This window comes from Pseudomonas sp. GWSMS-1 (genome assembly GCF_049847425.1).
Lineage (GTDB): Bacteria > Pseudomonadota > Gammaproteobacteria > Pseudomonadales > Pseudomonadaceae > Aquipseudomonas.
In genome coordinates, this window is the sequence record NZ_JBMHHV010000005.1 from 2455998 (window position 1) to 2477148 (window position 21151).

Here is a 21151-nt window from a genome sequence, read left to right on the forward strand (position 1 = left end):
TCGGCCGCCATGATAGCGTCGACCCGCCTGCTGGCAAATTCGCGACGTCGCCAGCGACGAGAAAGACACGCCGTTTTTCTATACATTTGTTGTGTTAAAGCGACACCCCAAGGTTTTGCCCCCAGCAAGCTGCTTTCCAAGCCGCGAAGCCGCGCTCTACACTGCACCGGTACAGTTGCCGGGGGGATGGCCGGGGAAACAACCCGGTTCTGCAGCTTTGGCCGCCAGAACTACAACAATCAAAACCAATAAGAGTGGAGCACTATGAACAAGGCTACTAAGCAGATTTCCAAACTGTTTGCCGCCATGGCCATGGCTGGCGTTGCCAGCTACTCGGTAGCAGCAGACACCATCAAAATTGGCCTGGCAGGCCCCGTCACCGGCGCCGTCGCGCAATACGGTGAGATGCAGTTCATCGGTGCCAAAATGGCCATCGAGCAGATCAACAAAGCCGGCGGCGTAAACGGTGCCATGCTCGAAGGCGTGGTTTATGACGACGCCTGCGACCCGAAACAAGCGGTTGCCGTGGCCAACAAGATCGTCAACGACGAAGTTAAATTCGTGGTTGGCCACCTGTGCTCCAGCTCTACTCAGCCCGCGTCCGATATTTACGAAGACGAAGGCATCCTGATGATTACCGCGGCCTCCACCAGCCCGGACATCACCTCGCGCGGTTATGAACTGATTTTCCGCACCATCGGCCTGGACAGCCTGCAGGGCCCAACCGCGGGTAACTTCATCGCTGACCACGTCAAGCCCAAAGCTGTTGCCGTGATCCATGACAAGCAGCAGTACGGCGAAGGCATTGCCACCGCGGTCAAGCAGACCCTGGAAAGCAAAGGCACCAAGGTTGTTCTGTTCGAAGGCATCAACGCCGGCGATAAGGACTTCTCCTCGATGATCTCCAAGCTTAAGCAAGCCGGTGTCGACTTCGTTTACTACGGCGGCTACCACCCAGAGCTGGGCCTGCTGCTGCGCCAAGCGTCCGAGAAAGGCCTGAGCGTCAAGTTCATGGGCCCTGAAGGCGTGGGCAACAAGGAAATCTCGGCCATTGCAGGCCCGGCTTCCGAAGGCATGCTGGTAACCCTGCCGAAGTCGTTCGACCAGGACCCACGCAACCAGGCGCTGGTTGATGCGTTCAAAGCCAAGAACGAAGACCCAAGCGGCCCGTTCGTATTCCCTGCCTATGCCGCTGTTCAGGTAATCGCTGAAGGCATCACTAAAGCAGGTGGTACCGACACCGCGAAAGTGGCCGCCGCCCTGCGCGCCAACAGCTTTGATACCCCAACGGGCAGCCTGAGCTTCGATGAGAAGGGTGACCTGAAGGACTTCAGCTTCGTGGTGTACGAATGGCACCAGGACGGCACCAAGTCCGAAGCCAAGTAAGCCTCCCCGCCTGAACCCAAAGCCCACTGCAGATGCCGTGGGCTTTGCTTATTAGAAGAATTCCGGTTGCATGCTGCGCCCTAAGCGCTGCCTTGCGTGCCACCCAGGAGTTAGGCAATGCCTGATCTGTATCACTACCTGCAACAGCTGGTTAACGGCTTGACCGTCGGCAGCACCTACGCCCTGATAGCCATCGGTTACACCATGGTTTACGGCATCATCGGCATGATCAACTTCGCCCACGGCGAGGTGTACATGATTGGCTCGTACGTCGCGTTTATCGCGATTGCCGGCCTGACCATGCTGGGGCTCGACAGCCTGCCACTGCTGATGATCGCCGCCTTTGCCGGCAGCATCATTATTGCCAGTGCTTACGGCTATAGCATCGAACGGGTCGCCTACCGACCCTTGCGCGGCGGTAACCGTCTCATCCCGCTGATTTCCGCCATCGGCATGTCGATTTTCCTGCAAAACGAAGTGCTGCTGGCCCAGGATTCAAAAGACAAAGCCATCCCTAACCTGCTACCCGGCAACTTCGTGTTTGGTGAAAGCGCGATGAATGGCGTAGTGATTTCCTACATGCAGGTGCTGGTTTTCGTCGTCACCTTCTTCGTGATGCTCGGCCTGACCTTGTTCATCTCACGCTCCCGCCTGGGCCGCGCCTGCCGCGCCTGCGCCGAAGACCTGAAGATGGCCAACCTGCTGGGCATCAACACCAACAACATCATTGCCCTGACCTTCGTCATCGGCGCTGCCCTGGCCGGTGTCGCTGCCGTGCTGCTGGGCATGCAATACGGCGTGATCAACCCACACTTGGGCTTCCTCGCCGGCATCAAGGCCTTCACCGCCGCGGTTCTGGGCGGCATCGGCAGCATTCCAGGCGCAGTACTGGGCGGCTTGCTACTCGGCCTGGCCGAGGCGTTTGGTGCCGACATTTTCGGCGACCAATACAAGGATGTGGTGGCCTTCAGCCTACTAGTTCTGGTGTTGCTGTTCCGTCCTACGGGCATCCTCGGTCGTCCGGAGGTTGAAAAAGTATGAGTACTGCCATCACCAAAAACCTCAAGACCGCTATCTTCAGCGCCCTGCTGGTGCTGGCCGTGGCCTATCCGGTGCTCGGTCTGAAGCTGACGACTGTAGGCATCAAGCTCGAAGTGCAAGGCGCCAGCCCGGCGATTATCTGGACCATCGCCGGCTGCGCCATCGCCATGTTCTTTTGGCAATTGTTCCGCAGCCAACTGAGTGCGGCCTGGAGCCAGGTACCCAGCCTGCCGAGCGTGCCGAGTAAGGCGAGCAACTTCCTCACCCTGCCCTCGACACAACGCTGGATCATCCTTGGCCTGATCATGGTCGCCCTGGCCTGGCCGTTCTTTGGTTCGCGCGGCGCGGTGGATATCGCCACACTGATCCTGATCTACGTGATGCTCGGCCTCGGCTTGAACATCGTGGTCGGTTTGGCCGGCTTGCTCGACCTGGGTTACGTCGGGTTCTACGCGGTCGGTGCCTACAGCTATGCACTGCTGTCGCACTACTACGGCCTGGGCTTTTGGGTGTGCCTACCGATTGCCGGCCTGATGGCAGCGTTCTTCGGCTTTATCCTCGGTTTCCCGGTGCTACGCCTGCGCGGTGACTATTTAGCCATCGTCACCCTCGGTTTCGGCGAGATCATCCGCATCCTGCTGCGCAACATGACCGAGCTGACCGGCGGCCCCAACGGCATCAGCAACATCGACAAACCGACCCTGTTTGGTCTGTCGTTCGAGCGCCGCGCGGCCGAAGGCATGCAAACCTTCCACGAGTATTTCGGCGTCGCCTACAACTCGATCAACAAGGTGATCTTCCTCTACCTGATCGCCCTGCTGCTGGTGTTGCTGACCCTGTTTGTGATTAATCGCCTGCTGCGCATGCCGATTGGTCGCGCGTGGGAAGCCCTGCGTGAAGACGAAATTGCCTGCCGCGCGCTGGGTATGAACCCAACCATCATCAAACTCTCGGCGTTCACCCTGGGCGCGACCTTCGCCGGTTTCGCCGGTAGCTTCTTCGCCGCACGCCAAGGGCTGGTGACACCGGAATCGTTCACCTTTATCGAGTCAGCGATCATTCTGGCCATCGTCGTGCTGGGCGGCATGGGCTCGCAACTGGGGATTATCCTCGCCGCCGTGGTGATGATCCTGCTGCCCGAGCTGATGCGTGAGTTCAGCGAGTACCGCATGCTGATGTTCGGTGCACTGATGGTATTCATGATGATCTGGCGTCCGCAGGGCTTGTTGCCCATGCAACGTCCGCACTTGGAGCTGAAACGATGAGCCGCTCGATTCTAGAAGTAAGCGGCCTGTCCATGCGCTTCGGCGGCCTACTGGCCGTCAACGGCGTAGGTTTGTCCGTGCAAGAGAAGCAAGTGGTGTCGATGATCGGCCCAAATGGTGCCGGCAAGACCACCGTGTTCAACTGCCTGACCGGCTTCTACCAGCCCACCGCGGGCAGCATTAGCCTGGATGGCGAGCGCATCGAGGGCCTGCCGGGTCATAAGATCGCCCGCAAAGGCGTAGTCCGCACCTTCCAGAACGTGCGCCTGTTCAAAGACATGACCGCAGTGGAAAACCTGCTGGTGGCGCAACACCGCCATCTCAACACCAACTTCCTCTCCGGACTGTTCAAGACCCCGGCGTTTCGCAAAAGCGAGCGCGAGGCTATGGATTACGCCGCGCATTGGCTGGACCAGGTCAACCTGACCGAGTTCGCCAACCGCCCGGCCGGCACCCTGGCATACGGTCAGCAACGCCGCCTGGAAATCGCCCGCTGCATGATGACCCGCCCGCGCATCCTGATGCTCGACGAACCCGCTGCCGGCCTCAACCCGCGCGAAACCGACGACCTCAAGGCGCTGATTGGCATGCTGCGCGATAAACACAACGTGACCGTGCTGCTGATTGAGCACGACATGAAACTGGTCATGAGCATTTCCGACCACATTTACGTGATCAACCAGGGCACGCCCCTGGCGGACGGTACGCCGGAGCAAATCCGCGAGAACCCGGACGTAATCAAAGCCTACCTGGGGGAAGCGTGATGCTGTATTTCGAGAACGTTTCCACCTTCTACGGCAAGATCCAGGCACTGCACGACGTCAACGTTGAAGTGCGTCAGGGTGAGATCGTCACCCTGATCGGCGCCAACGGGGCCGGTAAGTCGACCCTGCTGATGACCCTGTGCGGCAACCCGCAGGCCAGCAGCGGCAGTATTCGCTACCAAGGCGAAGAACTGATCGGCATGGACACCCCCGAGATCATGCGCAAGAGCATTGCCGTGGTCCCGGAAGGTCGCCGCGTGTTCGCCCGCCTGACCGTGGAAGAAAACCTGGAAATGGGAGGATTCTTCGGTAGCAAAGCCGATAACCAGGAGCAAATGGACAAAGTCTTGCTGCTCTTCCCGCGCCTGAAGGAACGCTTTGCCCAGCGCGCCGGCACCATGTCTGGTGGTGAACAGCAAATGCTCGCCATCGGCCGTGCGCTGATGAGCAAGCCGACCCTGCTGCTGCTCGATGAGCCGTCGCTGGGCTTGGCACCGATCATCATCCAGCAGATTTTCGACATCATCGAACAGCTGCGCAAAGATGGCGTGACGGTGTTCCTGGTCGAGCAAAACGCCAACCAGGCGCTCAAACTCGCGGACCGTGGCTACGTGCTGGAAAACGGCCGAATTGTTATGCAGGGCAGCGGTGAAGAACTGCTAACCAACCCGAAAGTGCGCGATGCGTACCTAGGCGGCTAAACACCCGCGCCATAAAAAACCGCCCCTAGGGGCGGTTTTTTATGGGCGAGCACAAAGCCTGGCCTCGATCATTTCCACTGGGCAGCAGATTTATCATCGCCACTCGCCTGATCTTCCGTGCATAGCCGCTACGGACAGTTACAATAGCGGCCCTTTGTTTTTTGATGACTGCTTTTTATGACCGAGCCTGTTCGCCTGTCCAAACGCCTGATTGAAGTGATCGGCTGTTCGCGCCGCGAGGCCGAGCTGTATATCGAGGGTGGCTGGGTCACGGTGGACGGCGTGGTCGTCGAAGAGCCGCAGTTCAAAGTTGGCGAGCAACGCGTCGAATTACTCGCCGATGCCGTGCTCACCCCAGCGAGCCGGTCACCCTGTTGCTCAACGTACCTGCCGGGCACTACCCGGATCGCGCCATCGAGAGCATCGGCGCGGCTAACCATTGGGCAGACGACGCTAGCGGCATCCGCCCGCTGAAAAGTCATTTCGCCCGCCTCAATAGCTGCGCACCGCTGCAAGCCGGTGCTGATGGACTGCACGTGCTGACCCAGGACTGGCGCATCGAGCGCAAGCTCAAAGAAGACCTGAACAAGCTTGAGCAGGAATATGTGGTCGAGGTCATCGGCACCTTGAGCGCCAGCCAACTCAAGCGCTTGGCTCAGGGCCTGATTTTTAACGGCTTGGCCTTGCCGCCGTGCAAAGTCAGCTGGCAGAACGAAACGCGCCTGCGCTTCGCCTTGAAGAATCCGCTGCCCGGCCAGCTAGTCTTTATGTGCAACAGTGTCGACCTCAAGGTACTGAGCATGAAGCGCATCCGCATCGGTGGCGTGTCGATGGGTAAGGTAACGCCTGGGCAGTGGCGCTACCTGGCCGGCAAAGAACGTTTCTAATTTTTTAGCTGATGCGTTTTGTGCATCAGCCCTTTTCAGGACCACCCCATGCTTAATAACGACGTACTGCGCAGCCTGCGCTACACCCTCAACATCAGCGATGCGCAGATGGCCGATATCATCCAACTGAGCGGCAAAAAAATCAGCGTAGCGGAGCTCAGCCCCCTGCTGAAAAAAGATGAAGAAGAGGGTTTTACCGTTTGCGACGATGAGCTGATGGCGCACTTTCTTGATGGCCTGGTGTACTTCAAGCGCGGCAAAGATGACAGCCGTCCGGGCCAACCTTTCGAGCTGCCGATCACCAACAACATCGTGCTGAAAAAATTGCGCGTTGCGTTCGAGTTGAAAGAAGACGACATGCATGCGGTCATGAACAGCGTCGACTGCCCGGTTTCCAAGCCAGAAATGAGCGCACTGTTCCGCAAAGTCGGCCACAGCAATTACCGCGCCTGCGGTGATCAATTCCTGCGTAACTTCCTCAAGGGCCTGACCCTGCGCGTACGCGGCGAATAACTCAGTTTTTGCCATGCGCCCTGCATGGCAGCGTATTTCCAAGAGCAATAGTGCCTGCCGCACGGCAGGCGCACGATTAGGCTGGTGGCATTCATCCCCCTGAGGAGTTGCCATGCACCCCTACTTTGATCTGCAAGGTCGCACCGCCCTGGTTACTGGCGGCACCCGCGGCATCGGCAAGATGATCGCCAAAGCCTTTGTTGAAGCGGGCGCAACCGTTTACGTATGCGCCCGTGACGGCGAAGCCTGCGCACAAACCGCCACCGAGTTGTCAGCCTTTGGCACCTGCCATGGCATCGCCGCCAACCTGGCCAGCGAAACAGGCGTGCAGGTCTTGGCCGAGCAACTGGCAGAGAAGATCGGCAGCCTGGATATTCTGGTCAACAATGCTGGCACCACCTGGGGCGCGCCACTGGAGAGCTACCCAGCCAAGGGCTGGGAAAAGGTCATGCAACTCAACGTCACGTCGGTATTCAGCTGCATCCAGCAATTACTGCCACTGCTGCGCAAGGCCGGCAGCGCCGCCAACCCGGCGCGGGTGATCAACATTGGTTCGGTCGCAGGCATCACCTCGCATGGCGAAAACGCTTACGCCTACGGCCCGAGCAAAGCCGCACTCCACCAGTTGTCACGGATGCTGGCGCGCGAACTGGTGAGCGATCACATCAACGTGAACGTCATCGCGCCGGGACGCTTCCCCAGCAAGATGACCAAACACATTGCCGGCGATGAGGCGGCCATGGCCGAGGACACGGCATTAATTCCGATGCAGCGCTGGGGCCGTGAAGAAGAAATGGCCGCCCTGGCGATCAGTCTGGCCAGCACCGCCGGCGCCTATATGACTGGCGCAATCATCCCCATCGACGGTGGTTTTAGCCTCTAGTCAGGTACTATGACGGCGTTTTCACTCGATCACGCCGCCATGTCTTATTCTGTTTCGCCCATCGGTTTTGTGCGCTCCTGCTTCAAGGAGAAGTTCGCCATCCCCCGCCAGCCGCAACTCGCCCCCGCCGCCCGCGGCGTGCTGGAACTGTGTTCACCTTTCGATAACGGCGATGCGGTACAAGGCCTGGAGCAGGTCAGCCATGTCTGGCTGCTGTTCCTGTTTCATCAGGCACTGGAAGACAAACCACGGCTCAAGGTGCGCCCGCCGCGGCTGGGCGGTAACCAATCGGTCGGGGTATTCAGCACCCGCGCCACCCATCGGCCCAACGGCATCGGCCAGTCCGTGGTTAAGCTGGATAAAGTCGAACCGGGCAAGCTCTGGCTCTCCGGTATTGATCTACTCGATGGCACCCCGGTATTGGATATCAAACCCTACGTGCCCTATGCCGATAGCGTGACAGGTGCCTACAACCGCATTGCCGACAGTGCGCCAGCATTGATCGACGTCAGCTGGCAGGACAGCGCACTCACCCAGGCCCACGATCACGGCAAACGCCTGGCTGAGCCCCTGGTAGAGCTGATCGAACAATGCCTGGCCCAAGACCCGCGCCCGGCCTATCAGCAGCCTTCCCCCGAGCGCCGCTACGGTGTGCGCTTCTGGGACGTCGATGTGCACTGGCATTACCCGCAGCCCGGCTGCATCCGCGTGCTGGATGTGGTGCTGGCCGACTAACAGCTATAGACCGGGCCGTGCCTCTTTGCGCCAGGAGCCGGAAGACTCGCAGCAGATGCTTATTTTGTCTTATATTTGAAGTCTAAATGTATACAAAAAAGGAATCACTGATGCTCGAACGCCCCGGTCGCCTCAATGGCTTACGCCATATCGCCCTGCTCGTGCCCAACCTGGAAGCCTGCGAACGCTTTTACGTGGACATCCTCGGCATGCAGGTGCTGCACCGCGCCAATCCAGACTTGGTTTACCTGACCTGCGGCAATGACAACCTCTCCCTGGGCCGCGCCTTTGCCCCCAGCAGTGGCGAACAAGCCGTCGATCATTACGGTTTTATCGTCGACAGCATCGAGGAGCTCCACGCCTGGTATCACTACTTCAACGAACAGGGCGTGACCTTGCTTGACCGGCCATTCGCCCATGGTGATGGTGCGCACAGCTTCCACCTGCTCGATCCCGCCGGTAATAAGGTACAGCCGATCTACCATCCGGCAGTCTCCGGACAGCGTTTCAGCAACGCGCATTAGCGCCGTAGTGGGTTGTTTACGCGATGCGCCTTAGCTGAGTTCATGCTCAGTTAAGGCCAAACGGGCCAATGTTTACCGACATTGCACTCGCCGGATAAAAAAGCGTTCCCTGTCATGCGCCTTGCAGGTAAGTTGGACATGCTGGCTATACTGCCAAAAGGCCAGTAACCGGCTTACCCCGCCTATACCACCACGCACCGACTTATTGTGAACGTATGCCACTCAGCCGTTACGTCCCCACCGAGAACCTTGTTGACCTGCTCCTCGATGCCATCTGTGTCGTGGACAAAAGCGGGCGCTTTGTTTTCGTCAGCGCGGCCTGCCAGCGTATTTTTGGCTACCGCGCAGACGAAATGATCGGCAAGCCCATGATCGACATGGTGCACCCTGATGACCGGGTAAAAACGCTACAGGCCGCAGCGGAGATTATGGAGGGGGTACACAAACCGCATTTCGAGAATCGCTACCTGCGCAAAGATGGGCAAACGGTGCACATTCTCTGGTCTGCACGCTGGTCGGACAATGACCAGGTGCGCATTGCAGTCGCCCATGACATTACCGCCCGCAAGCGCAGCGAAGCGATCCAGGCGGCGCTGTACGGCATCGCGGAGGTCGCGCACTCGGCAAAAGACTTGCTAGCACTGTTTCAGCAGGTGCACTTAATCATCGACGAGTTATTGCCTGCTATTAACTTCTCAGTTGCACTCTACGATGAACAGCACGACGCCCTGACCTTCCCCTACCCCGCTATTCCTAATGAACAGCCCCACGACGCTGCTCACGTGCATGTCGCCACACTGAGCGCTGAAGTCATCCAGACGGGTAAAACCCTGTTGCGCACCTCGGCCACCGAAGCGCTTGCAAGCGACTCACCGACGCAATACTGGCTGGGCGTGCCACTGCAATCGCATAAAGGCGTGATAGGCGCATTAATCGTCCGTAATACTGCACTGAGCGACGGTTACAACGGCGATGAGCAAGAACTCCTGCAGTTCGTCTCGACTCAGGTCGCAACGGCCATAGAGCGCCAGCAAATGCTCAACCGCTTGCAGTTTATGGCGCAGTACGACCCGCTGACTCAGTTGCCTAATCGCGAACTGCTGCGCGACCGTTTACAGACCGCGCTGGCACGCGCACGCCGCGAGCAGTCACAGGTGGCGGTGTTGTTTCTTGATCTGGACAAATTCAAGCAGGTCAACGACACCCTCGGCCATGCCGCCGGCGACCTCTTGCTACAGGGCGTGGCGCAGCGCATCCAGCAATGCCTGCGTGAGGTCGATACGGTAGCCCGCTTTGCCGGCGATGAATTTGTCATATTGCTTGAGGACTTTTCTTCAGCCGAACATGCCAGTGCAGTGGCCGAGAAAATTCGCCAAAGCCTCAATCACCCCTTCGACCTGCATGAACAAAGCCAGACCATCCTGCCGAGCATCGGCATTGCCCTGTATCCGCAGCACGCCCTGGATGAGCAGCAATTGCTGCAGCATGCCGACAACGCCATGTATATGGCCAAGCAGAAAGGCGGCAACCGCGCTCACAGCGCCCTGCAAGTGAGTGGAACACACAGTAAAAAGCCCGCTGATTAGCGGGCTTTTTACTGTGGTTAAGTGCTTACTTTTCGACGAAAGCACGCTCAATCAAATAGTCGCCGGGCTCGCGCATACGCGCAGAAACCTGCAAGCCGAACTCGTTCAGCACCTCGCTGGTTTCGTCGAGCATGCTTGGGCTGCCACAGATCATCGCGCGGTCATCCTGCGGGTTGATCGGTGGTAGGCCGATGTCCTGAAACAGCTTGCCGCTGCGCATCAGATCAGTCAGACGGCCCTGATTCTCGAACGGCTCGCGGGTCACCGTTGGGTAGTAAATCAATTTGTCTTTCAGCGCCTCACCAAAGAACTCATTTTGCGGCAGGTGCTCGGTGATGAACTCACGGTAGGCCACTTCATTCACATAGCGTACGCCGTGAACCAGGATGACCTTTTCGAAGCGCTCGTAGGTTTCCGGGTCCTGAATCACGCTCATAAAAGGCGCCAGACCGGTACCGGTGCTGAGCAGGTACAGGTGCTTACCAGGCTTGAGGTCATCAAGCACCAGGGTGCCGGTGGGTTTCTTGCTGATGACGATCTCGTCGCCTTCCTTCAGATGCTGCAGCTGTGAGGTCAGCGGGCCGTCCGGCACCTTGATGCTGAAAAACTCCAGATGCTCTTCCCAGTTCGGGCTGGCAATCGAGTAGGCGCGCATCAGCGGACGCCCGTTATCCTGCTGCAGGCCGATCATCACAAACTGACCATTCTCGAAACGCAGACCCGGGTCGCGGGTGCACTTGAAGCTGAACAACGTATCGTTCCAGTGATGAACACTCAGAATACGCTCAGCGTTAAGGTTGCTCATGCTCGGGGCTCCGCAGAAGGTAATGTAGCCAGCGCGCGTTGGCGCAATTGCATGGCATTGTAATGAGCGACTCAATATCTGTTAACTTGATTATCAAGATATAGGTTATCGATTATATAGATATGCGATTTACCCTCAGGCAACTGCAAATTTTCGTCGCCGTAGCCCAACAGGAAAGCGTTTCGCGCGCAGCCGATTCGTTGGCCCTGTCGCAATCGGCGACCAGCACCTCACTGAGCGAGCTAGAGCGTCAGTCCGACTGCCAACTGTTCGACCGCGCCGGCAAACGTCTGCGCCTCAATGCCCTAGGCCTGCAGTTATTGCCCCAGGCCGTCGCCTTGCTCGACCAGGCCAAGGAGATCGAACGCCTGCTGGGCGGCAAGAGCGGCTTTGGCTCACTGAATGTCGGCGCGACCCTGACCGTCGGCAACTATTTAGCCACGCTGCTGATAGGTAATTTCATGCAGCGCCACCCGAGTGCCGGGTCAAACTGCAAGTACATAACACCGCCTATGTGGTGCAGCAGATTGCCCACTACGAATTGGACATGGGCATGATCGAAGGGGATTGCCAGCACCCGGATATCGAGGTGCAGCCCTGGGTCGAGGATGAACTGGTGGTGTTCTGTGCGCCGCAGCATGCGCTGGCGCAACGCCGCGAGGCGAGTTTGGAAGAACTGACGCACGAGGCATGGATACTGCGTGAGCAAGGCTCTGGCACCCGCCTGACCTTTGACCAGGCCATGCGTCACCACCGCAGCGGCCTGAATATCCGCCTGGAGCTGGAACACACTGAAGCGATCAAACGGGCGGTGGAATCGGGCCTGGGGATTGGCTGTATTTCCCGCCTAGCGCTGCGTGATGCATTTCGCCGTGGCAGCTTGGTGGCGGTGGAAACACCTGAGCTGGACCTACGCCGGCAGTTCTACTTTATCTGGCACAAACAGAAGTACCAGACTGCCGCCATGCGTGAGTTTATCGAGCTATGCCGCGCCCTGACTGCCGGTGTAACGCGCAGCGATCAGATTGTTCTGCCGAGCATCGCCTGAGTTGAAAATTAACCGAGCAGGATAATCGCCCACACCAGAGCAATCAGGCTGAGGGCAATGAATTGGGCGGCGCTGCCCATGTCCTTGGCGTTCTTCGACAGCGGGTGCAGTTCCAGGGAGATGCGGTCAATCGCCGCTTCTACCGCCGAGTTGAGCAACTCAACGATCAGCGCCAGCAGGCATACAGCGACCATTAGCGCACGCTCGACGCGGCTGACATCCAGATAGAACGCCACAGGCACCAGCACCAGGTTGATTAACAACAACTGGCGGAATGCGGCTTCGCCAGTGAATGCAGCACGCAGGCCGGCCAACGAATAACCGGTGGCATTAAGGATACGTTTAAAGCCCGTTTGGCCTTTGAATGGCGACATCATCACGACCATGTGCGGAGAAGCCCGGCAGGCTACGCCAAGCCGTGGATAAAAGCACTTCAGTTAGAGGGTATCGATTCCAACTGCTGCAAAAGCAACGCCGCCTGCGTGCGAGTGCGCACACCCAGCTTGCGGAAAATCGCCGTGACATGGGCTTTCACCGTGGCTTCAGACACGCTCAGTTCATAAGCGATCTGCTTGTTCAGCAAACCGTCGCAAACCATGGTCAACACACGGAACTGCTGCGGCGTGAGGCTGGCCAAGCCGGCACTGGCCGCCTTCGCCTCGGCCGACAAGGCAATGGCTTCCGGACTCTGCTGCGGCCACCAAACCTCACCGTCGAGTACCAAGCGTACGGCCTGCTGAATGGTTTCCAGCGGGCTGGACTTGGGAATAAAGCCGCTGGCCCCAAACTCCCGCGAACGAGCAACGATGGTCGGCTCTTCCTGGGCAGAAATCATCACCACCGGGATATGCGGGTATTGCCCACGCAGCAACACCAAACCCGAAAAACCGTAGGCCCCCGGCATGTTGAGATCAAGCAGGACCAGATCCCAATCGGTTTTCTCTGCCAGGCAGGCCTCAAGCTCGGCAATGCTAGCCGCTTCAACCAGCTTTACATCCGGGCCCAGCCCCAGCGTCAGGGCCTGCTGCAAGGCACTGCGGAACAAGGGGTGATCATCAGCAATAAGGATTTCAAATGCGGCCATGGTGAATCCTGTTTTTGTTATGTGGATACCCGCCAGGGGTAATGTCCAGGGCTCGGTAAACAGTAGGTGCAGGGCGCAGGGTTGCCGCGCAAGCAAACCTGATATCGCAGAAAAGCGCACCAGCATGCCGAGCGCTGACGGGGTGGTCAAGTACGATGCTTTGCGGCACAGTTCGCAGCTTTGCCGACGAGAGCCTGAAATGCGAAGCCACGCCCTGCGCGCTGACCTGTTGATGCTAGTGACCGCCATGATTTGGGGCTCATCCTTTGTCGCCCAGCGCTTGGGCATGGATTCGATCGGCCCGTTCCTCTATACCGGTCTGCGCTTTACGCTGGCCGCCGTGATTCTGCTGCCCGTGCTGCGCCTGCTGGAGAGCCGCACCAGCAGCACAGTAGCGGTCGTACCGTTAAACCGTCAGCTGCTGCGCGGCGGCGTACTGATGGGCCTGGCCCTGGCGCTGGGGATCAACCTGCAGCAGGTTGGCCTGCTGTTCACCAGCGTGACTAACTCCGGCTTTATCACCGGGTTGTACGTGATTGTTGTGCCGCTGCTGGGGCTGTTTATCGGCCACAAGACCGGCCTGGGTATCTGGCTGGGGGCTTGCCTGGCGGTAGTTGGCATGTTCTTGCTGAGTGTCGGTGAGGGCTTTCAGGTGGCGTCCGGCGATTGGCTGCAACTGGCTGGCGCCTTCGTTTGGGGCGTGCATGTGCTGCTGGTGGGGTTCTTTGCCGGCCGTCATGACCCATTGCGCCTGGCCTTGGTGCAGTTCGTCACCTGCGCGGTGATCAGCCTGGTATTGGCGGTGATCTTCGAGGAGATTCAACTGCAAGCGATCATCGCGGCAGGTCCTGCACTTCTCTACGGTGGGGTCATTGGCGTGGCCGTCGGCTTTACCCTGCAGGTGGTGGCGCAGAAAGACGCCATAGCCTCCCACGCCGCCATCATTCTCTCGCTGGAGGCGGTATTCGCCGCCATCGCCGGGGCCTGGTTGTTAGGTGAATCACTGGAGCTGCGCGGCTACTTCGGCTGTGCATTGATGTTCGCCGGCATGCTACTGGCGCAGCTGTGGCCAAGAAAACTGGCCACGCATCAGGCTGCTTAAACCCTACGCTGCCGAGCCTGTGGTTAGCCAGGCTCGACAAGGCCGCTCGATATCGCCGAGCGGCTAGAGAAACTCGCGCAGGCGATCGTGCAGTGGATCATCCAGCGTTACCGCCCGTGGCGCCTTGGCGGCCAGGTAGTGCTGGCTGAAAACATCCAGATAGGCATTCAAACCATCAGCGGCGCGCTGGTCACCCGCCAGCTCCAAGCACAGGGCCGCGACTTCCGCAGTACAGAAGTGATCGTCGCGTTTAGAGCGCCGCAGTTTGTAGCGTGACAGCTGCTCGGCCTGCAGGCTAAGCACTGGCAGGCTGTCGAGGTAAGGGCTTTTGCGAAACATCTTGCGCGCCTCGCTCCAAGTGGCATCCAACAGCACAAACAGCGGCCGCTTACCGGTATCCGGGCGCACCTCGCTGACCACCCGCTCGGCGGCCACATACTCACCCGGAAACACCAGATAAGGCTGCCACTGCGGGTCGCGCAGCAATGCTGGCAGGTCGGCATCGACCTCAACGCGTGACCAGCCAAACGCCGAGGTATCGGCCAGCACATCAGCAATCAGCCAACCGGTATTGCTCGGTTTGAGCGCCTCGACATCATGCATCAACAAGCACACCGCAGAGCGGGCCGCGATACGTGGCCGCCAGGCGCACAGACAGTGGGTCACCGCCAAGCGGCAATTATCACAGCGCACCGAGCGGCTGCCACGGGCGAGAAAAGGTTTGGCACTGCGGGCAATCCGCGCAGCACGCAAACGCGCGACAGCGTGGCTCATCAGGCATTCACCTGACAAAAGAGAAAGGACGGCATGGGTGATCCTGGGTCGACAAGCGCGGCAGTCTAACAAAGCCCGCCACGGCATATTCAACCATACGTCTTGCGCCGCCAGCGCCTGCAACAGCGCAAGAGCCTGCGGACGAGTAAGATAGGCGCCACTGAACCTCTACCAGCGACTGCCGGTCAGAGGTGTCGAGACGACTTTGGAGAATCCCATGCTGCGTTTGACCAGCCTGACCCTGGCCTTGAGCCTGCCGCTGTTTGCCCATGCGGCCACCCTGAAAAACTTTGAACTGAGTAAAGCCCTGGAACAAGTGGCGCGCGAAAGCAGCGTGGGTACACCACGGGCAATCAATGAAGACATTCTCGATCAAGGCTATACCGTTGACGGCAGTGAGCTGGTCAACCACCTCAGCGTGCGCAGCGAGCATGCCGCCAAGATGCGCGGCAACCCCGATGTGGTGCGCGCACAACTGGCCAACAGCGTGTGCCGCAATAACGGTTATCGCCAGCTGCTGACACGCGGTGCGGTGCTGCGTTATGAGTTCAGCGAATACAAGAGCAACCGCCCGGTGACCACCGAGCGCTTCAGCAAAGCCGATTGCGGCCTCTAAGCCGCAAACGCTGACTTCGCGCGACACAGCTCAATCAGCCAGCGTCGCGCCCCCCCCAGGGCTAACGCAGGCAGCGCGGGTCACCATGCCCCTGCACCGCCGCGAGCTCTTCAGCCTTGAGCAGCTCGCCCAGTGGTTTATCCAGTAACCCTGCAGTAGCCTCCAGCACATGCCCCCAGCTGGCCTGATTGGCGAACAACATGCCCGGTTCATCCAACGTGCCGCCGCGATTGCGGTAACCCAACACACGACTCTGGCCACCATTACCCAGCAGCGGCCAGAGATGCCCGCGCGCCACTTCCGGGCGCATATGGGTGAGGAGCACACGCTGTGAACAGGCGGCGGGGAATAACTGCTCAACCCGCTCGGCAGCGGTGATCCCAGCCGCTTCCCAATGGTCACGTGGCTCACGGAAACGCCCGGGTTCCTGCAGATAGACCAAACGCCAGGCGCAACCGGCCTCACTGAGACGAGCAGCGGCACGCTGCATTTCCGTCAGCTGGTAACTGCCGGTGGCGATCAAGAGCACAGGTTGCGCGCCGGGGTTCTCGGCCAAGAGCAGAGCGCCGTCCTGCGCCAGCTGTTCGGCTTGCTCAGGGCTGAAGACACAAGGCTGCTCACGTTTGGCAATCACCATGCACGCCAGCTGACCCCGTGCCTGATAGATGCCCGGCAACAGCGCCAATACCGAGTTATGGTCGGCCGGAAACACCACCCGGACCATGTCGCTCATTTCACCGAGTAATGCCTCGCAGAAGGTGGTGTCCTGATGCGACTGCTGATTCTTACCGTTCTCCCAGGCATGTGAAGTGGCCACCAGTGGCCAACCCAGCCAGCCAGCCGGACGCCCGGCCTCCTTCTGCTGCCGGGCAAAGATGATGCGCTGACGGACTGCGCCGAGCATCTTCACGCAGAAGGCCTCATAGCTCGCCACCAGGTTCAGGCCACCCTGATTGGCCAGGCAGGCAGACACCACCGCTTCTTCGTTGAGCGCGGTGATGATGGCGCCATCGATCGCTTCCAGCTGGCTTTCCGGCGCGATAACGCGGTGCTTGAGTGCCTCGAGCACACCACCAAGACGATTGCTGGCCAGCTCATCGGGGTTACCGACCCGTGGGCGCAGCTGCGGGTTAGCCCGCACCAGATCGACAAAAAATCGGTCCAAGGCCAGCATCGGCGAGCAGGCGCGCTGCTGATACTGCAGCGCAGGCAGCTGCGCCAACGACGGCTGGCGCTGCGCCAAGGGATTGTCCCGCTCCAGCGCACGCGCGCCTCGCGCCGCAAAAAGCGCGCAGGCGGCACGTAGCTCATCCGGGGCAACCCAAAGCGGCGCCGCATGCTGATTGAATAGCTCGCGTGCGGCCTCATCGCTATGCGGGCTGGCCGGCAACGGCAAGTTATGCGCGGCATTGCTGCCGGCCCCATAAAAGCCGAAGCCTTTTAGTGTTTCAGCAATGCCATAGGGCATCGGCAGCGGATAATTCAGCACACCATCGCGCAGTTCCTGCACCCGGCGGCTCGTGCGCTGCTCCATTTCCCACAGCGCGCAAACAAAAGCCGCCGGGTCGCGCCCATCGAAACTCACAGGGTCAAAGCTGCAATGACGCAGGTGCTCGCGGAAATTATCCAGCCCGGCAGGTGTCACCAGCTCAGTGCGTTGTTCGATACGCCGGCCATTAGCAATCATCACTGGCAGCGCTAAGCCACAATCCTCAGCGCGCCACCAACGTGGCATCCAATCACTGCCGCGCTGCTCCTCGGCCGCGCCATCGGAGAGAAATGCCACCAGCTTCTCACCCGGCAACGGCAGGTGGGCGTATTGCAACTCGGCAAAGCCCAGATAGCCGCCCTCAGCGATGCCACCCGCCGTGTGCGGGTTAACGTGGCTGCCCAGCGGCGCGCTGACCTGACCGGCCGCGTTCTGCGCATAGCTGTAGAAATCCGCCACCAGCTGGCTCATGCCGGCCTCATCACAGGGGTAACGCTCGGCCTGTTCTGGATGCTGATTAGCCGTCAGCAGGTTGAGCGCCTCAATGGCCGCGACACAATGGCCCTGCCCCATCAACCAGCCGCGAGTTTCCCCAGTGAGGTTATTCAGCGCCAGGTAGCCGGCATAGGCCGGCACCATATTCAGCGCGCCCCCGGTATGCCCTTCAGGCGACACCTTAAAATCCTCTGCAGCCAACGCCACACCATCGAGGCGCACGCGCTGGGCATAGGTCATATGCACCACCAGCCACATCCCCGCTGCGCTCAGCCGATCCAGCGCATGAAAGTGCCGGTAGACGCTCGCCAGGTCCATCTGCAGCCCCGCCTGCACCAATTGGTGGGCCATGCGGTAGACCGCCGCACACGTCTGCGGACTATGCTGTAACGGGCCATAACCGCGCTGCCAGGCGGCAAAGTCCGGCTCAAGGCATGCATGCTCGGCCAACTCGCTGGCGCTGGGGAATAGCTGGGTCATATACGGCTCCGATAGTTTGACAACGTTCAGGCGTTGTTCCCGTGACAGTCGCGGTCGCGGTCGCGCCGGAGCAGCAACGTACTTCGCGATGAAACGGCAACAGACCGTAGCGCAAGGGATTTGGGTAGATGCTGACCTGTATCAAAACCCTCGCTCGCTGGATAGGACAGCGTTACGCACGACCCATTCAACTCGTTCAAGGATTAGCCATGGCCCTGCTCAACTTCCTCGGCGCGATTCAACAAGTCACCGGTTCCTGCTACCTGATTGAAAGCCGTGACGGTGCACGGGTTTTGCTCGATTGCGGTATGCGCCAGGGGCGCCGCGAAGAGGAAGACGGCAACCGCGCGCCGTTTGCCTTTGACCCGCACACGCTAGACGCTGTGGTGATATCCCACGCGCACATTGACCATACCGGCTTACTGCCCAAGCTGGCGGCAGAGGGTTACCGCGGGCCGATCTTCGCGACTGATGCGACCTGTGAGCTGATGGAGCTGATGCTGCTCGACGCCGCGTTTATCCAAGAGAAAGACGCTGAGTGGGAAAACAAATGGCGGGCGCGCATGGGTAAAACCCCGATACGCCCGCTGTATACCACCGCTGACGCCGAGCAAGCCCTGAGCCAGCGCCGCCCGATGGTCTGCGGCGAAAATCGCGAAGTGGCCAAGGGGGTCAACGTGACCTTCCACGATGCTGGACATATTCTCGGTTCGGCGATTGTCGAAATAGAAGTGCAAGACCATCACCTGACTCGCCGTCTGGTGTTCTCCGGTGACCTGGGCAACACCTGCTCGCCGTTGATGCAAGACCCCAGCACGCTGACGCAGGCTGATGTGGTGCTGCTGGAATCAACCTACGGCGATCGCGATCACCGCTGCAGCGAAGACACCCTGGACGAACTGGCAGAAATCCTCCAGCAAGCCCATCGCGATGGCGGCAACGTGCTGATTCCCTCCTTCGCCGTTGGCCGCACCCAGGACCTGATCTATTACCTGGGGCGCTTTTATCAAGAGGGGCGCCTGCCGCAGCAGGCGGTATTTCTCGACAGCCCCATGGCCATAAGGGCGAATGCCATCTACTCACGCTTCCAGGACCAGTTCGCCGCCGAAGACCGCGCGGCGCTGGCGGCCAAAAAGGTTAAGCGCATTGAAGACTGGCTGCCCATCCTGCATTGCACGCCAACCCCGGAAGACTCAATGGCAATCAACCGGATTAAAAGCGGCGCGATCATCATCGCAGGCAGCGGTATGTGTACCGGCGGGCGTATCGTCCACCACTTCAAGCACAACCTCTGGCGTGAAGACTGCCACCTGATTTTTCCCGGTTTCCAGGCCAAGGGCACCCTCGGGCGCAGCATTGTCGATGGTGCACAGAGCGTCAAAGTCCTCCATCAGCGCATCGCAGTAAAAGCCAAGGTGCACACCCTGGGCGGCTTCTCGGCGCACGCCGGGCAATCGCAACTCATTGATTGGGTCAGTCATTTTGAGCACCACCCAGAGCTGTATCTGGTGCACGGTGAGCTGGAGAAGACGCAGGCTTTGCAGCTAGCCTTGCGTGAGCGCCTGAACTGGATCGCGAATATTCCAGAGCCTGGCGAACAAATCGCCCTCTGATGCGAGCAGACCCAGACAGTCCACGCGGTGTTCGGCGCACAAACCGTTAGCTGCCAGGCATACTCGGGGCATGGCTGAAGCGGTAACGCGAGCCTCAGCCGGCAACCAAAAGGAGAAGTTGTATGCCCGATGAATCGGACGATTACCTGTCCCGGCATTTTCAGATCAGCGGCGTCGACCTGAACAGTAAAGTGCAAGAGCTGGCGAGCTTGGCCGCCCCCCCCAACAGCCCCAACATCAAGCTCTACCAGGCCATGCTCAGCACGGTTGTGCGCATGGCCCAAGCGGATCGTAACCGCTGGGATGCCAAAATCATGCAACAAACCCTGCGCGAAATGGAGCAGGCCTTCAGCGCGCTGGAGCAGTTCAAACGGCGGCGCAAGGTGACCGTATTCGGCTCGGCACGCACACCAACCGATCACCCGATTTACAGCCTGGCCCGCGACCTTGGCGCGACGCTCGCCAAGCACAACCTGATGGTCATCACCGGCGCGGGTGGCGGCATCATGGCGGCCGCCCATGAGGGCGCAGGCCTGGAAAACAGCCTGGGGTTTAACATCACCCTGCCCTTCGAGCAAAACGCCAACGCCACCGTGCAAGGCAGCAACAACCTGCTGTCCTTCCACTTCTTCTTTCTGCGCAAGCTGTTCTTCGTCAAGGAAGCCGATGGCCTGGTGCTTTGCCCCGGTGGCTTCGGCACCCTCGACGAAGCACTGGAAGTGCTGACGTTGATCCAGACGGGTAAAAGCCCACTGGTACCCGTGGTGTTACTCGACCAGCCTGGCGGCACCTTCTGGACCAGCGCCCTGACGTTTATCCGCGAACAGCTGCAGGGCAACGGTTACATCCTGCCCAGTGATATGCATCTCGTGCGCCTGGTGCACAGCGCCGAAGAGGCGGCTGAAGAAATCGCTCAGTTCTACAGCAACTTCCACTCCAGCCGCTGGCTCGAGGAACGCTTTGTTATCCGCCTCAACCATGCACTGAGTGAAGCCGCCATGCAGCAGCTCAATAAAGCGTTTCACGACCTGTGTACGGAGGGTGATTTCCAACAGCAGGCGTACTGTGAATCGGAGCAGGACGAACCCGAGCTTTGCCACATGACGCGCCTGGCCTTTGCCTTCAACGGCCGCAATCACGGGCGCTTGCGCGAGCTACTGGATGTGATTAATCAGTCCCAGAACTGGGCTGAAAACGCCTGATCTGTCGCCCAGCCGATAGCCTGCATGCAGGCTGTCGGTAATCGCGGCTCAGCCGGCTAACAGGAAAAATCAGCAACACGGATTTCAGTCCAGAAAGCATTTGCCTCCAGTACTGCTGCATCATCGGCGTGTAGAATAGGTAATGGGGAAACGTAAGG

General features: G+C 59.5%; 19 protein-coding genes and 2 pseudogenes. 16 read left to right on the forward strand and 5 right to left on the reverse strand.

Going from position 1 to position 21151, the window contains the following annotated elements; all coding sequences use genetic code 11:
- Positions 1 to 264 precede the first annotated feature (264 nt).
- The 11 genes and pseudogenes from ACEPAJ_RS15150 (at position 265) to ACEPAJ_RS15200 (ending at position 10285) form a co-directional block, all read left to right on the forward strand.
- Positions 265 to 1386, forward strand: a complete 1122-nt coding sequence (locus ACEPAJ_RS15150) for a branched-chain amino acid ABC transporter substrate-binding protein (protein ID WP_274086747.1) — start codon at positions 265 to 267, stop codon at positions 1384 to 1386.
- Positions 1387 to 1503: 117 nt separating this feature from the next.
- Positions 1504 to 2427, forward strand: a complete 924-nt coding sequence (livH, locus tag ACEPAJ_RS15155) for a high-affinity branched-chain amino acid ABC transporter permease LivH (protein WP_274086748.1) — start codon at positions 1504 to 1506, stop codon at positions 2425 to 2427.
- Positions 2424 to 3692 carry a high-affinity branched-chain amino acid ABC transporter permease LivM gene (locus ACEPAJ_RS15160; protein ID WP_425915817.1) on the forward strand — a complete coding sequence of 423 codons (1269 nt, stop codon included), beginning with the start codon at positions 2424 to 2426 and terminating at the stop codon, positions 3690 to 3692. Before livH ends, ACEPAJ_RS15160 begins: the two co-directional genes overlap by 4 nt.
- Entirely contained in the window at positions 3689 to 4456 is a 768-nt protein-coding gene (gene livG / locus ACEPAJ_RS15165; RefSeq protein ID WP_425915819.1) for a high-affinity branched-chain amino acid ABC transporter ATP-binding protein LivG, read from the forward strand. The genes ACEPAJ_RS15160 and livG overlap by 4 nt, the downstream gene beginning before the upstream one ends.
- Positions 4456 to 5157 (forward strand): ABC transporter ATP-binding protein, encoded by a 702-nt coding sequence (locus ACEPAJ_RS15170; RefSeq protein WP_274086750.1) that lies wholly within the window; start codon positions 4456 to 4458, stop codon positions 5155 to 5157. The genes livG and ACEPAJ_RS15170 overlap by 1 nt, the downstream gene beginning before the upstream one ends.
- A gap of 177 nt (positions 5158 to 5334) precedes the next feature.
- A pseudogene (locus ACEPAJ_RS15175) lies at positions 5335 to 6044 on the forward strand (rRNA pseudouridine synthase).
- A 48-nt stretch (positions 6045 to 6092) separates the two neighbouring features.
- Positions 6093 to 6557: a DUF1456 family protein gene (locus ACEPAJ_RS15180; RefSeq protein ID WP_425915821.1), complete on the forward strand. Its 465-nt coding sequence runs from the start codon at positions 6093 to 6095 to the stop codon at positions 6555 to 6557.
- 112 nt (positions 6558 to 6669) lie between these two features.
- Positions 6670 to 7440 carry an SDR family oxidoreductase gene (locus ACEPAJ_RS15185; RefSeq protein ID WP_425915823.1) on the forward strand — a complete coding sequence of 257 codons (771 nt, stop codon included), beginning with the start codon at positions 6670 to 6672 and terminating at the stop codon, positions 7438 to 7440.
- 39 nt (positions 7441 to 7479) lie between these two features.
- Positions 7480 to 8175: a tRNA (N6-threonylcarbamoyladenosine(37)-N6)-methyltransferase TrmO gene (gene tsaA, locus ACEPAJ_RS15190; protein WP_425915825.1), complete on the forward strand. Its 696-nt coding sequence runs from the start codon at positions 7480 to 7482 to the stop codon at positions 8173 to 8175.
- Positions 8176 to 8285: 110 nt separating this feature from the next.
- Entirely contained in the window at positions 8286 to 8699 is a 414-nt protein-coding gene (locus tag ACEPAJ_RS15195; protein WP_425915827.1) for a VOC family protein, read from the forward strand.
- Positions 8700 to 8914: 215 nt separating this feature from the next.
- Positions 8915 to 10285, forward strand: a complete 1371-nt coding sequence (locus ACEPAJ_RS15200) for a diguanylate cyclase domain-containing protein (RefSeq protein WP_425915829.1) — start codon at positions 8915 to 8917, stop codon at positions 10283 to 10285.
- Positions 10286 to 10310: 25 nt separating this feature from the next.
- Here ACEPAJ_RS15200 and fpr read toward each other — a convergent pair whose 3' ends face one another.
- The gene (gene fpr, locus ACEPAJ_RS15205; protein WP_322948529.1) at positions 10311 to 11090 is read right to left on the reverse strand and encodes a ferredoxin-NADP reductase; all 780 of its coding nucleotides are present in this window, start codon (positions 11088 to 11090) and stop codon (positions 10311 to 10313) included.
- A 122-nt stretch (positions 11091 to 11212) separates the two neighbouring features.
- Between fpr and ACEPAJ_RS15210 the strand changes: the two are divergent.
- Positions 11213 to 12138 (forward strand): annotated as a pseudogene (locus ACEPAJ_RS15210) (LysR family transcriptional regulator).
- Between the two features lie 8 nt (positions 12139 to 12146).
- Here the strand turns inward: ACEPAJ_RS15210 and ACEPAJ_RS15215 are convergent.
- Together ACEPAJ_RS15215 and erdR are read right to left on the reverse strand one after the other, a co-directional pair.
- Complete coding sequence (locus tag ACEPAJ_RS15215; protein WP_425918057.1) at positions 12147 to 12518, reverse strand: diacylglycerol kinase; 372 nt, start codon at positions 12516 to 12518, stop codon at positions 12147 to 12149.
- A gap of 53 nt (positions 12519 to 12571) precedes the next feature.
- Complete coding sequence (gene erdR, locus ACEPAJ_RS15220) at positions 12572 to 13222, reverse strand: response regulator transcription factor ErdR (protein WP_322948528.1); 651 nt, start codon at positions 13220 to 13222, stop codon at positions 12572 to 12574.
- A 199-nt stretch (positions 13223 to 13421) separates the two neighbouring features.
- Here erdR and ACEPAJ_RS15225 point away from each other — a divergent pair, with 199 nt between their 5' ends.
- Complete coding sequence (locus tag ACEPAJ_RS15225) at positions 13422 to 14324, forward strand: DMT family transporter (protein ID WP_425915832.1); 903 nt, start codon at positions 13422 to 13424, stop codon at positions 14322 to 14324.
- A gap of 63 nt (positions 14325 to 14387) precedes the next feature.
- Here ACEPAJ_RS15225 and ACEPAJ_RS15230 read toward each other — a convergent pair whose 3' ends face one another.
- On the reverse strand, positions 14388 to 15098 hold the full coding sequence (locus ACEPAJ_RS15230; protein ID WP_425915834.1) for a tRNA-uridine aminocarboxypropyltransferase: 711 nt from the start codon (positions 15096 to 15098) through the stop codon (positions 14388 to 14390).
- Positions 15099 to 15315: 217 nt separating this feature from the next.
- Between ACEPAJ_RS15230 and ACEPAJ_RS15235 the strand changes: the two genes are divergently transcribed.
- Positions 15316 to 15714 (forward strand): quorum-sensing-regulated virulence factor family protein, encoded by a 399-nt coding sequence (locus ACEPAJ_RS15235; RefSeq protein WP_425915836.1) that lies wholly within the window; start codon positions 15316 to 15318, stop codon positions 15712 to 15714.
- 61 nt (positions 15715 to 15775) lie between these two features.
- On the opposite strand, the gene ACEPAJ_RS15240 is transcribed toward ACEPAJ_RS15235, so the two are convergent.
- Positions 15776 to 18178 carry a xylulose 5-phosphate 3-epimerase gene (locus ACEPAJ_RS15240; protein ID WP_425915838.1) on the reverse strand — a complete coding sequence of 801 codons (2403 nt, stop codon included), beginning with the start codon at positions 18176 to 18178 and terminating at the stop codon, positions 15776 to 15778.
- A gap of 209 nt (positions 18179 to 18387) precedes the next feature.
- Here ACEPAJ_RS15240 and ACEPAJ_RS15245 point away from each other — a divergent pair, with 209 nt between their 5' ends.
- Both ACEPAJ_RS15245 and ACEPAJ_RS15250 read left to right on the forward strand, forming a co-directional pair.
- Positions 18388 to 19791 carry an MBL fold metallo-hydrolase RNA specificity domain-containing protein gene (locus ACEPAJ_RS15245; protein WP_425915840.1) on the forward strand — a complete coding sequence of 468 codons (1404 nt, stop codon included), beginning with the start codon at positions 18388 to 18390 and terminating at the stop codon, positions 19789 to 19791.
- 122 nt (positions 19792 to 19913) lie between these two features.
- Positions 19914 to 20993 (forward strand): LOG family protein, encoded by a 1080-nt coding sequence (locus ACEPAJ_RS15250; RefSeq protein ID WP_425915842.1) that lies wholly within the window; start codon positions 19914 to 19916, stop codon positions 20991 to 20993.
- Positions 20994 to 21151: the final 158 nt, after the last annotated feature.

Bases quoted from the DNA above. Each gene is read 5' to 3' on its own strand.
- ACEPAJ_RS15230 (WP_425915834.1), bottom strand. From the start codon at position 15,098: ATGAGCCACGCTGTCGCGCGTTTGCGTGCTGCGCGGATTGCCCGCAGT.
- ACEPAJ_RS15235 (WP_425915836.1), top strand. From the start codon at position 15,316: ATGCTGCGTTTGACCAGCCTGACCCTGGCCTTGAGCCTGCCGCTGTTT.
- ACEPAJ_RS15170 (WP_274086750.1), top strand. From the start codon at position 4,456: ATGCTGTATTTCGAGAACGTTTCCACCTTCTACGGCAAGATCCAGGCA.
- ACEPAJ_RS15245 (WP_425915840.1), top strand. From the start codon at position 18,388: ATGGCCCTGCTCAACTTCCTCGGCGCGATTCAACAAGTCACCGGTTCC.
- ACEPAJ_RS15250 (WP_425915842.1), top strand. From the start codon at position 19,914: ATGCCCGATGAATCGGACGATTACCTGTCCCGGCATTTTCAGATCAGC.
- ACEPAJ_RS15200 (WP_425915829.1), top strand. From the start codon at position 8,915: ATGCCACTCAGCCGTTACGTCCCCACCGAGAACCTTGTTGACCTGCTC.
- ACEPAJ_RS15225 (WP_425915832.1), top strand. From the start codon at position 13,422: ATGCGAAGCCACGCCCTGCGCGCTGACCTGTTGATGCTAGTGACCGCC.
- ACEPAJ_RS15160 (WP_425915817.1), top strand. From the start codon at position 2,424: ATGAGTACTGCCATCACCAAAAACCTCAAGACCGCTATCTTCAGCGCC.
- ACEPAJ_RS15240 (WP_425915838.1), bottom strand. From the start codon at position 18,178: ATGACCCAGCTATTCCCCAGCGCCAGCGAGTTGGCCGAGCATGCATGC.
- livG (WP_425915819.1), top strand. From the start codon at position 3,689: ATGAGCCGCTCGATTCTAGAAGTAAGCGGCCTGTCCATGCGCTTCGGC.
- erdR (WP_322948528.1), bottom strand. From the start codon at position 13,222: ATGGCCGCATTTGAAATCCTTATTGCTGATGATCACCCCTTGTTCCGC.
- fpr (WP_322948529.1), bottom strand. From the start codon at position 11,090: ATGAGCAACCTTAACGCTGAGCGTATTCTGAGTGTTCATCACTGGAAC.
- ACEPAJ_RS15150 (WP_274086747.1), top strand. From the start codon at position 265: ATGAACAAGGCTACTAAGCAGATTTCCAAACTGTTTGCCGCCATGGCC.
- ACEPAJ_RS15180 (WP_425915821.1), top strand. From the start codon at position 6,093: ATGCTTAATAACGACGTACTGCGCAGCCTGCGCTACACCCTCAACATC.
- livH (WP_274086748.1), top strand. From the start codon at position 1,504: ATGCCTGATCTGTATCACTACCTGCAACAGCTGGTTAACGGCTTGACC.
- ACEPAJ_RS15185 (WP_425915823.1), top strand. From the start codon at position 6,670: ATGCACCCCTACTTTGATCTGCAAGGTCGCACCGCCCTGGTTACTGGC.
- tsaA (WP_425915825.1), top strand. From the start codon at position 7,480: ATGTCTTATTCTGTTTCGCCCATCGGTTTTGTGCGCTCCTGCTTCAAG.
- ACEPAJ_RS15195 (WP_425915827.1), top strand. From the start codon at position 8,286: ATGCTCGAACGCCCCGGTCGCCTCAATGGCTTACGCCATATCGCCCTG.